Origin of the sequence: Paraflavitalea soli (genome assembly GCF_003555545.1) — a bacterium.
Classification (GTDB): domain Bacteria; phylum Bacteroidota; class Bacteroidia; order Chitinophagales; family Chitinophagaceae; genus Paraflavitalea; species Paraflavitalea soli.
Genome location: NZ_CP032157.1, coordinates 4,938,096 through 4,949,800, shown reverse-complemented (window position 1 = coordinate 4,949,800; position 11,705 = coordinate 4,938,096). Strand labels below are relative to the sequence as shown.

At 48.4% G+C, this 11,705-nt stretch carries 8 protein-coding genes and 1 rRNA gene; all 9 read left to right on the top strand.

Annotation, left to right across the window (positions count from 1 at the left end; translation table 11 throughout):
- Positions 1–27 precede the first annotated feature (27 nt).
- The 9 genes from rrf to D3H65_RS18495 all read left to right on the top strand — a co-directional run bounded on the left by rrf (position 28) and on the right by D3H65_RS18495 (position 11,632).
- A 5S ribosomal RNA gene (gene rrf / locus D3H65_RS18540) occupies positions 28–139 on the top strand.
- A 230-nt stretch (positions 140–369) separates the two neighbouring features.
- Positions 370–3,435: a sensor histidine kinase gene (locus tag D3H65_RS18530; RefSeq protein WP_162915711.1), complete on the top strand. Its 3,066-nt coding sequence runs from the start codon at positions 370–372 to the stop codon at positions 3,433–3,435.
- A 4-nt stretch (positions 3,436–3,439) separates the two neighbouring features.
- Entirely contained in the window at positions 3,440–4,183 is a 744-nt protein-coding gene (locus tag D3H65_RS18525; RefSeq protein WP_119051741.1) for a LytR/AlgR family response regulator transcription factor, read from the top strand.
- Positions 4,184–4,571: 388 nt separating this feature from the next.
- Positions 4,572–6,311 (top strand): M23 family metallopeptidase, encoded by a 1,740-nt coding sequence (locus D3H65_RS18520; RefSeq protein WP_119051740.1) that lies wholly within the window; start codon positions 4,572–4,574, stop codon positions 6,309–6,311.
- 80 nt (positions 6,312–6,391) lie between these two features.
- Positions 6,392–7,402, top strand: a complete 1,011-nt coding sequence (locus D3H65_RS18515) for an FAD:protein FMN transferase (RefSeq protein ID WP_119051739.1) — start codon at positions 6,392–6,394, stop codon at positions 7,400–7,402.
- Positions 7,403–7,451: 49 nt separating this feature from the next.
- The gene (locus tag D3H65_RS18510; protein ID WP_119051738.1) at positions 7,452–8,657 is read left to right on the top strand and encodes a Gfo/Idh/MocA family protein; all 1,206 of its coding nucleotides are present in this window, start codon (positions 7,452–7,454) and stop codon (positions 8,655–8,657) included.
- Positions 8,658–8,672: 15 nt separating this feature from the next.
- Complete coding sequence (locus D3H65_RS18505; RefSeq protein WP_119051737.1) at positions 8,673–10,043, top strand: 3-keto-disaccharide hydrolase; 1,371 nt, start codon at positions 8,673–8,675, stop codon at positions 10,041–10,043.
- Between the two features lie 101 nt (positions 10,044–10,144).
- Positions 10,145–10,675, top strand: a complete 531-nt coding sequence (locus D3H65_RS18500) for an NADPH-dependent FMN reductase (RefSeq protein ID WP_119051736.1) — start codon at positions 10,145–10,147, stop codon at positions 10,673–10,675.
- A gap of 81 nt (positions 10,676–10,756) precedes the next feature.
- The gene (locus D3H65_RS18495; RefSeq protein ID WP_119051735.1) at positions 10,757–11,632 is read left to right on the top strand and encodes a class I SAM-dependent methyltransferase; all 876 of its coding nucleotides are present in this window, start codon (positions 10,757–10,759) and stop codon (positions 11,630–11,632) included.
- The last annotated feature ends 73 nt before the right edge of the window (positions 11,633–11,705 follow it).

The window sequence follows — 11,705 nt, the reverse complement described above, 5'->3', positions numbered from 1 at the left end:
ACTGGATAAAATCCGGTATTAACTTCTTATGGTGGTTATACCGAGGGTGTTCACCTCTTCCCATACCGAACAGAGTAGTTAAGCCCCTCATGGCCGATGGTACTGCACCACAATGCGGGAGAGTAGGTAGCTGCCATATTTATTGAGCCCTGTAGTTTACTACGGGGCTTTTTTTTTGACCATACCTCAACCCAATCTCCCACAAGTCTGGCCCAATCACATCGCCCCGGCGAAGCAAACGACTACCGACTGCCGATTCACGATTGCCGCCCCGCCACTCCCTCACTCCATACCCCCTCCCTCATTCCCCGTCATTTTACCAGCCCGAATACCTAATTTTAGTAATTACCAAAACACCAAACAGCCTCCTTGCAAAGCACCAGCACATGCCGCCTGTTATGCCTCCTCCTGGTGTGCCTGTGCTGCTGCCAGGTAAACGCCCAACATGCCACTATCACTGAGGTGACCCCGCTTCACTACCAGTTTACCGAATTCTCCGCCCGCAACGGTCTCCCCTCCTCCGAAATACTCTCCCTCCACCTCGATTCCCGCCAGCTGCTCTGGATAGGCCATACAGCCGGTATCAGCCGCTTTGATGGCTACGGCCTCACCAACTACCTCTTTGCCCGCAATAAGCGTATTGGCCGCGTATTCTGCTTCCTGGAAGATACCACCCGCCATATCCTTTGGATCGGCTCCGTGGCCGGCCTTTTCTACTATGCCAACAAAGAAGTGGTGCCTGTAAACTTCAGCGAGGGCAATATCCCCGTCTATAGCTTACTCCTGGAAGGACAGGGCCTGTGGGTAGGTACAGGCAGCGGACCCGCCTGGCTCGAGGCGCCCGCCATCAAAAAGGCCACACAAAAAGATACCCTTACCATCACACCACGTATACTACCTGTCTGGCGCACCCTAAAGGATGACAGGCGTGTGAAAAGAATGGCCCTCCGGAAAAATGGCCACCTCCTCATCGGTAATGTTTACAATGCCTATGAATCTGATAGAAAGAGCCTGCAGAAGATCTGGGGCATGAGCCATTCCGCCGATCTGCTCAATGGCATCAGCGTTACCGAAGAGGACGAAGTGCTGATCTGTGCCAATTTCAGTGGCGTTAATTTCAGGAAAGACAACCAATGGAAGAAATTACCTATTCCCTTTCTCACCGGTATGGATTTTCACCAGGAAGGCGGCAACTGGTACTATTATAACTCCGAAGCCATTTTCCAGGTAGATGTAAAAACCAAGGCCTTCCGCCAAGTACTCAATATCCCGTACGATCACCGCGAATGGGGCTCCGTATTCACCTGCGACAAGGACGGCAACTTTTGGATCGCCACCCACGAAGGACTCCTGTATGCCCGCCCTGAAATATTTAAAAGCCATCTCCAGGAGGAGCCCGAGGGCTTTAATGAACTCTATAGTATTTACCAGCTGAAAGACGGAACCATTATTGCAGGCGCCAACAGGGGCCGCTTGTTTAAAAAGGTGAATGATCATTTTGAAATGGTCTGGCCCGGTGGCAAGACCATTTTCTCCCACGCAGAATTAAAAAGCATCTGTGAAATGCCCGATGGCGACCAATGGTTTGGCAGTGGCTACCAGGGACTGGCCCGGCTAAGCAAAACCGGGTTGCAATACTTTTATGAGGAAGGTGGTTCGGGCGACAAAACCTTTCTGCACATGCACTGTGGCAGGAATGGAGAATTGTGGACCACCGGCGATAAAAATGTCACTCGTATCAGGAAGGGGAAGAACGATTCCCTCGAATTTATCCAATATACTTACCGGCAGGAAATAACAGACAATCCCTTAATACGTAGCCTCGTCGAAAGCCCCGGTGGTAAAATATATGTGGGCAGCACCTGGGGATTGGCAACCATAAAAGATACTTACCTCGAACTGTTCCCTTTGCAAAAGGATCAATCCTTTTCCATTACTGATATGCAAATGACCCGGCAGGGCAAAGTATGGGTGGCTACACAGGGCAATGGCCTCCTGCTATGCCATTTTTTAAAGGACAGCCTGGTGATAGAAAAGCAACTCACTACCAACGATGGTTTATCCTCCGATATCTTCCTCAAGATACTCGTTGATAAAGACGACATATTATGGGCCGTTGCCTACAATGGCATTAACCGCATAGAACAATCCGGCAACGACCTGAGCATTGTAGCCAAAGACATTGACCGCAGTTTACTGAAAGGCGATTACCAGGGCGTAGACATGATCCAGGACAACCAGGGTACCATCTGGATGGCCACCTCTTCCGGTTTACTTTCCTTTGATCCCCTGGTGTATGCTAAGACCATCACAGCCCCTGTACTCAATATTGAAAACATACTTGTGATCCGGGATGAGCAGCGTACCAGCCTGCCCTTGCAGCATGATGTTTTTGCGCCAGCCTCTCTTTCTTATAAACAAAACTCCCTGGAGCTCCTGTTTACTGCTATTCATTACAACAATCCGGCAGCGGTAAGATATGAGTACCGGTTACTGGGGCAGGATACCACCTGGATCAAACTAAACCACACCAGGCAGGTAACCATCCGGAATATACCCGCAGGCAAATATACCCTGCAGGTAAGGGCTGCAGCGGGGTCTAACCAATGGAGCAATACTGCCGACTGGTCCTTTACTGTACAGGCCCCTTTCTGGCGCACTGGTTGGTTCCTGGCATGCGTGGTGGCAGCTATATCCGCCATTGTATACTTACTGTTGAAGCAACGCATTAAAACACTGCGGAAGAAAGAGGCCACCAGGAGAGATTTTGACCGTCAGATAGCCCGTGTAAAAATGAACATGCTGCGCGCCCAGATGAACCCCCACTTTATTTTCAACAGCCTCAATTCTATTAATAACTTCATACTAAAGAACGACCCACAAAACGCCTCAGGGTACCTTACCAAGTTCTCCCGGCTCATGCGCATGATACTCGACAATTCCCGCAGCGAGTGGGTGACACTGGAAAATGAACTGAGTGCCCTGGATCTCTATATACAATTGGAATCCATCCGCTTTGACAATGTATTTGAATACAAACTGATCCTCGATGAAGACATCGATCCGGCCCAGGTGATCATACCTCCCCTCATCATTCAACCCTATGTAGAAAATGCCATCTGGCACGGCCTGCTTTACCGCGAACATTCGGGAGGAATATTGTTACTGGAGATAAAACGGGTGGGCGAATTGCTCAGTATAAAAGTGGAGGACAATGGCGTTGGGCGAATGGCATCTGCAGAAATGCGCAGCAGGTCTGCCTTGAAAAAGAAAAGCCATGGCATGAAGATTACCGGCGAAAGATTGGATATTGTAAACATGACCTATGATGCCAATACCCATATCGAGGTTAAAGACTTCTATGATAAAGATCAACGGGGATGCGGAACCAGCGTACTAATCACCCTGAATTATATTCAGAATAAAATGGGTTGATACCATGAAAGCCATAATAGTAGACGACGAAAAACATTGCCGGGAATCCCTACAGTCCATGCTGCAAATGCACTGCCCGGATGTGCAGGTGGTGGCCGTTTGCCCCGATGCCATGACGGCGATCGCCACTATTGCGACCCACCGGCCCGACCTGGTATTCCTCGATATTGAAATGCCCAGGATGAATGCCTTTGACCTGCTGCAAAAGCTGACCCGTATTGATTTTGAGATCATCTTTACAACAGCCTATGACCAATATGCCATCCGCGCCATTAAATGTAGCGCACTCGATTACCTCTTAAAGCCTGTAGATGCCGATGAGCTGAAACAGGCAGTTGATAAGTTGAATAGCCGACCACGGCACAATATGGAGAAGGAACAGTTGCAGCAGGTGGTGAGCAACCTGAGCAATACAGCGCAACAAGACTTTAAACTGATCATCGCGACCCTGGATGGCAACTATTTCCTGCTCCCCGATGAAATTGTTTATTGTGAAGGCAATGATAACTATACCCATTTCCACCTCACCAAAGGGAGGAAACTGGTGAGTGCCAAAACACTGAAGGATTACGAGGAAATGCTTGCTGAGCAAGGTTTCCTGCGCATCCATAAATCTTACCTGGTGAATCTGAAATACGCCGTGAAGTTTTCGAAATCAAACTCCACCCTTATCCTGCAGGATTACACTACACTCGAAGTATCACGCCGCAAAAAAGAAGCCGTGATCAACGCCTTATTCAATAAATAATATGTCACTTTTAGTAATGTCATCCCGCTCCGCGGGAAGCTTGTCGAGGGGTGTCGAAGGGTTGTTGAAGGGTGGGTCGCCCTTGGAGGGCGGCTCACCCTTCAAGGCGGCTCACCTGGCCAAAGAAGCGCGTCGAAGCTTCGGCCAACTGCTAAATCCTAATAGCTAATGCCTCAAACTTATCCTTCCAACCGTTTCCTCATCCTTTTTCCGTTCACTCGCCTGATTAGGTTTGGCCTCGCCCCTTGTCTTTACTTTACGTTGTTATTCATTCCGACTGTTTGAATTCTTTTTTGAATCCTTTTTCCTGTTTCCCAGCATCATTTACCTCACACTTCTGATAGTAGCATAGCTCTATTGTTTTTATCATAACCTTAAAATATCAACTATGAAGTGTAAAGTTGTTTATCCGTTGTTATTATTACTATTGGCAGGAATGGCTGCAATAGCTCAGGATCTGTACACAGGAGTATGGCGAAAAGGCAATGGCAGCACCTACCTGTGGGCTGGTGTTAGCTGGGCCGACTTCAACAAAAAATGGAGTGAGCTGGCTAAACAAAACCTGCGTCTTATTGATATCGAGACCTATGAAACAGGCGGCAAACGATACTTCTCCGGTGTATGGGAAGGAGGCAGTGATGGATACGCCCTTACGCCTGCCGGCCTCGACTGGGCAGCTTTCAACAAGTTTTGGTCTGATTACAGCAAAACCCTCCGGCTCATCGACATTGAAACCTATACCGAAGGCGGCAAAAGATACTTCCTCGGTGTATTCAGGCAAGGGACCGGCGGATATGCCCTTACACCAACCGGGCTTGATTGGGCGGAGTTTAATAAGTTTTGGAGCGACTACAGTAAAAATCTCCGCCTTACAGATATTGAAACCTATACCGAAGGAGGCAAAAGATATTTCCTCGGCGTGTTCAATCCGGGCAACGATGCCTATGTGTTGTCTCCTTATGGAATGGACTACACACAGTTTACCAAATACTGGGATGACCGTGCAAAAGAGAACCTGCGTTTGATAGATATCGAATCTTATGTAGAAGGTGGTAAGCGTATCTTTTTAGGCGTGTGGCGGCAGGGCACAGATGGTTATGCCCTATGGCATGGCACCGACTGGCAAAGCTTTACGTCCAGGTGGGCAGAGTATAATGGTTCGAACCTGCAATTGGTAGACCTGGAAACCTATGATGGTGATTGCCCCGGTGGTTGTATGAACCAGGCTTTGATGGCCGATAATCCGGCTACATCGGGACGCGATAGTTATGATTATGGCATTTATGCCAGCTCACAGCACTGCGAAGGAGAACCCGGCAGTTGTCCGGCCAATCCTTCGTCCAGCAGCAGGGTATATTACCGCTGGCCCAACCTCAAACTGGGCAATGACTACTACGTACGCAACTCAGTGCTCTATGATGCAAAGGACAGGTTCCTTACCCTTCCTTTCAAAGAGAAAGCTTCTGATATGTCGAAGAATGGCTGGTTGTATTCTCCCGGCGCCTGGCACCATGCCATTGATTATTCGCGGAAAGATGGGAAAACATTCCAGCTGACCGCTGCCGCCGCAGGGAAAGTAATTTTTGCCGGGTACGATGAATGGTCGGGTAATACCATCATCATCAGCCACAATGTGGGAGGAGAAAAAGATGCTTACAGAACAATTTATATGCACGTAAGGAATGGCGCCGACAATGACTGTGCCGTGGCATGGAGCAAAAGCCAGCCCGCTTTGTCACAAGCGGCCAATGATCCTACAAGAGTTAAGTACGAGAATCATCTGAAGAATACAGGCTGCCCTCTGAAAACGTCAGACAGGAATCCGGACGCGGGGTGGTGGGGAACCAACTCACAAAAGATCAGTAGTGATTTGGTCGGCAAAAATGTGCAGGCTGGCGATGTGATTGGATGGGCTGGTAGTACCGGTCCGGGAGGCCAGGCAGCCAATCACCTGCACATTTTCTTCGCCCACCGCGACCCCAATGACAAACGCTGGTATTTTTTTGACCCTTATGGCATCTATGGAACCCCTGATTGTTATCCTTCAGCCGTAGATGGGGCCATTAACACCCCCTGCGCGCGCTATCCTGTTGCCTGGAAGAATGGCAGGCCGGATTATGCGCAATAGTATGGCGATTGCGGAATCGTTTGCATAAATTTAAGCGGGTTTCCTCATTCTGCAACCGGGCTTTATTTATATTTGTCCGGATGAGGAACCTGCTTATTTTCCTACCCCTTTTTTTGTGCGGCGCTGTTACCTATAAAGCACAACCCGTAAGGGCTTTTCGTATGAACGGATTTGCACAAGGCACTACCTGGCAGGTAACCTATTATGCAACCGATAGTCTCGTAACAAAAGGCCAGGTAGACAGTCTCCTCGCTGTTATTGACAGTTCTCTCTCCATTTACAAGTCTTACTCCCTCATCAGCCGTTTCAACCAGGCTGAAACTTCTATCAATATGGATGATCACATGACCCGCGTGATCGATAAATCCATAGAAACTTACCGTCAAACGGAAGGAATCTTCGATATTACCGTCCAACCATTGGTGCAGGCCTGGGGCTTTGGCCCCAAGAAGATCGACAAATTACCAGATTCAGCCACTATACGTTCTCTGAAACAGTGTGTAGATTCCCGGTTCTTAACCGTGAATGGTCACACGCTCAGTAAAACGAAACCCTGCGTTAAAATTGATGTAAATGGCATCGCACAGGGATACAGTGTAGATGTGCTGGCGGCCTTTTTGGACAAGCAGCACCTGGCCAATTATATCGTGGAGATCGGCGGGGAAATAAGGGTCAAGGGACACCGGCAACCAGGTAATGAGAAAATGAAGATCGGTATTGAAGCACCCGGTGAAGATGAATTCCAGTTGTCCTTATTGCAAAAGATCATCTCCATCGACAGCGGCGCTATTACTACGTCGGGCAGCTACCGTAAGTTCTATGAAAGCGCAGGTAAAAAGATATCACACATCATTGATCCCCGCACAGGGTATTCCTCCCAAAGCGAATTGATCAGTGTAACAGTATATGCCCCTGATGCTATTACCGCCGATGCTTATGACAATGCATTAATGGTGATGGGCGTACAGAAGGCATTGACATTTATAGAGCAACGGAAAGATATGGCGGCTTATCTTATCTTCCGTAAACCTGATGGCAAGATCGCTGATACGGCCAGCAGCAGGTTCTATACCTTCATCAAGGAACATTGAAAACAGAAATAAAGGGGAAGCTCACAACTAACCCGCACAACGAACACATATGAGCAGAAGAAAATTTATTCAACAGGCTGGTTTGCTTACGGGAGGTTTCCTCTTGCACAACCAGTTGTTGCAGGCTGTTAGCAGCCCCTACGCTGACAAAATAAATATTGCTATTATTGGTTGTGGTGATCGTGGTACCGGCATCATGTCCATTATCCGCCAACTGCCCGATGAATTCAACATTGCGGCCATTTGTGATGTATTGGATTTCAGGCTCGATAATGCCCGCAAGATTGCGGCGGCGTCAGCACCCAAAGAATACAAGGATTACCGACAGCTGTTGGACGATAAGTCCATCCAGGCCGTAGTCATTGCTGTGCCGCTCAATATGCACTTTCCCATTGCTTCCGATGCATTGAATGCCGGCAAGCACGTATTCCTGGAAAAGACCATGACCTACAATATCCCGCAGGCCATGAAGCTGGTGCAGCAGGTAAAGCAACATCCCAACCAGGTGTTGCAGGTAGGCCACCAATACCGGTATGTGCCTCTTTACTTTAAGGTAAAGGAGATGATCGAAAAGGGATACCTCGGTAAGATCACCCATATCGATTGCCGTTGGGACCGCAATTGGAACTGGCGCAGGCCCGTTCCCGCCGGTTATACCGACCAGCAGGTAAACTGGCGCATGTACAAAGCCTATTCAGGCGGTCTGGTGGCAGAGTTGTTGTCTCACCAGATCGATTTCATCAACTGGGCGTTCAATACCCATCCTGATGAGATCATAGGCGTAGGCGGCATCGACTATTACAAAGACGGAAGAGAGACTTACGACAATGTGCAGGTAGTGCTCCGGTACAATAAAGAGAATATGATCGGGAACTTTGGTTCTACCTGTGGCAATGCCCGGGAGGGCTATATATTCAAATTGAAAGGGACCAAAGGAACCGTAGCATTATTGGTCAATGAAGGTATCTTTTACCCCGAGGCAGCTGCTAAAAAAGAACTGGAAACAGTAGATGGTGTAAGCAGTGCTACCAAGATAGAATGGAATAAAGATGGTGGCATACCCATCATCAAGGAACCCATGAAAGATGGTACCTGGTATGCAGTGAAAGACTTTCACAAATGCATTGTGGAGAAGCAGCAACCCGTATCCAATGTGATCACCGGTGCTACTACCGCAGTATGTGTACACCTAGCCAATGAAGCAGCTTACACACACGGTACCAGACAATGGAAATCAGCGTATAACTTCTCATAAATATTACTGAGCGATATGAAAAAACTTCCTTTCCTTTTTACCCTGGCGATCCTTGCCCATGGCACTTTTGCACAGAAACAAACCAGCGGTTGGACAAACTTATTCGATGGTAAATCCCTCAATGGCTGGAAAAAACTGTCTGGCAATGCTGAATACAAAATAGAGAATGGCGCTATTACGGGCGTCACCTCCCTGAATACACCCAATACTTTCCTGGTAACGGAGAAGGAGTATGGCGACTTTATCCTGGAACTGGAAGTATTGATGGAAGATACCACTTCCAACTCAGGCATCCAGTTCAGGAGCCACCTCAATCCTGCCGGCAATAACGGCACCGGAAGGGTATATGGTTATCAGTATGAGATTGACCCTTCTTCCCGTCGCTGGTCAGGTGGTATTTATGATGAGGCCCGCAGAGATTGGTTGTATCCCCTGGGGCTGAACCCCGCTGCCCAGCCAGCTTTTAAGAATGGCCAGTTCAATAAAGTGCGCATTGAATGCATCGGGCACAACCTGCGCACCTGGGTCAACAATATCGAAGCCGCCTATGTGGTAGATACACTCGATGCTGCCGGGTTTATTGGCCTGCAGGTACATGGTATCAAAAATCCCGAGCAGGCAGGTAAGAAGATCTACTGGAAAAACATCCGTATCAAGACCAGCAACCTGGTACCGGCTCCCCATTTGAAAACAACCTATGTGGTGAATACCATTCCCAATACTTTGTCGGATGCAGAAAAGCAATCAGGCACCGTATTGCTGTTTGATGGGGTAAGCTCCAAAGGATGGAAAGGTGCTTACAAGCCCGGCTTTCCCGAGAAAGGATGGGAGATCAAAGATGGCCTGCTGAGTGTATTGGCGTCCAGCGGTGCTGAATCGACCAACGGTGGCGACATTGTTACCGTGAAAGAGTACAGCGCTTTTGATCTCACCTTCGATTTTAAGCTCACTACCGGCGCCAATAGCGGTGTAAAGTACTTTGTAACCTTGAAAGAAAACAATCCCGGTTCAGCCATCGGACTGGAATACCAGGTGCTGGATGATAAAGTACACCCCGATGCCAAAATGGGCCGTGATGGCAACCGTACCCTGGCTTCTTTATATGACCTGATCAAAGCGAATAAACAGGATCGTTTCACGCGTCCCCCCGGTCAGTGGAATACCGGTCGCGTGGTGGTATATCCCAATAACCATGTAGAGCATTATATCAACGGGTTAAAAGTATTGGAGTATGAGCGCGGTTCCCAGGCTTTCCGCGACCTGGTGGCCATCAGCAAATACAAGAAATGGCCCAACTTTGGCGAGGCCAAAGCCGGACGCATCCTGCTCCAGGACCACGGTAATGCCGTTAGTTTCCGAAGCATCAAGATCAAAGAATTGAAGTAGTACATGACAGCTTAGGCTGTAGGTCAGGTATAAAATAACTAAAACCTGGTATGTTTTGATGAGCGATCAAACATACCAGGTTTTACTTTTGTAGAACAGATATGAAAACGATACTAGCGATCTCAGGCAGCCTGCGGGCCAGTTCAGCCAATACCACCATACTCGAGATATTGGGCACCCTGTTTCCGGTGGACGTTCGCTATGCCATTTATGAGGGCATTGGCAATTTACCCCACTTCAACCCGGATATTGATAAAGATGGCCCTTTATTGTCGGTTAAAGCCTTGCGTGACCACATCAAAAATGCCGCAGCAGTGGTTATCTGTACCCCGGAATATGCCTTTGGGGTACCTGGTGTGCTTAAAAACGCATTGGATTGGTTAGTTTCATCAGGAGAACTCAATGAAAAACCCGTGGCTACCATCAGTGCTTCGCCGCTGTACAGGGGCGGGGATAGGGCCCATGCCTCTCTCTTATTGACCCTGGAAGCGTTGGGCGTACAGAAAATAGCAGAGGTTACCATCCCTGCCGTTACCACCAAACTCAATGAGCATGGAGAGCTGACCCACCCCGAAACGAAGCAGGAACTGGCCACCCTGGCCCAATCACTGGTGAAAGCCATAGCCAACTAACGGCAGGATAACTTGGAGCCCCATTGCATAATCGTGGAATGTTGTGTAGTTTAACAGCCATTTTGGTACTACATCATTTGTATGAAGGAAGATAAAGCCAGCAGAACTGCGCAATACATGGCCTTATTCAGGGCGCTTGAAACAGCCCGCCCCCTGGGCAGACGGTTGTTCAATGATCCCTATGCCATTTCTTTCCTCGATAAAGGCCTCAAAAGAGCCACCCAACTGTCGAAGATCCCTTTTATCAGAACCCTGGTCCACAATATCATCCACCGCAAAATACCAGGCGCCCTCTCATCCGGCCTGGCCCGTACCAAATACATCGACGACCTGCTGTTATATGCTGTCAACAATGGGGTAGAGCAGGTTTTGATCTTGGGGGCTGGTTTTGATACCAGAGGCCTCCGGCTCGGCTTCTTAAGAGATATTCCCGTAATAGAGATCGATCACCCCAATACCTCTGCCCACAAAGTGAATGTACTGAAGGGACTGGGGAGACTGCCTGACAATGTGATCTATTACCAGCTCGATTTCAACAAGGAAAGCCTGGATGATATGCTCGACTGGAATCCGGTCGATCTTACAAAGCCTACCGCTATTATCTGGGAAGGTGTTACCAACTACCTCACGGCATCTGCTATCGAAAATGTGTTTCGATTCCTCAGTCGCTTTGCAGGAGGTTCCTATATTATCTTTACCTATGTGCACCGCATGGTGCTCGATAATCCGCAGGCTTTTTATGGCGCTGAGAAATTACTGAGTGACCTGGAAAAGATAGAAGAACGCTGGACCTTTGGTTTCAAACCCGAAGAGCTAAGGGACTACCTCAATGATTTCAACTGGGCCTTGCTGGAAGACAAAAGCGCCGTTGAGTACCGCCGCAAATACATGCCCCGCAATACGGAAAGAGGCTATGAGTTTTACCGCGTAGCGTTTGCCAAGAAACGAAAGTATTAAGTGTTATAAATACAATGTGCGAATGTTGCTATGGATCATAGCCGCATTCGCACATTTGTTGTATCTGAACAGT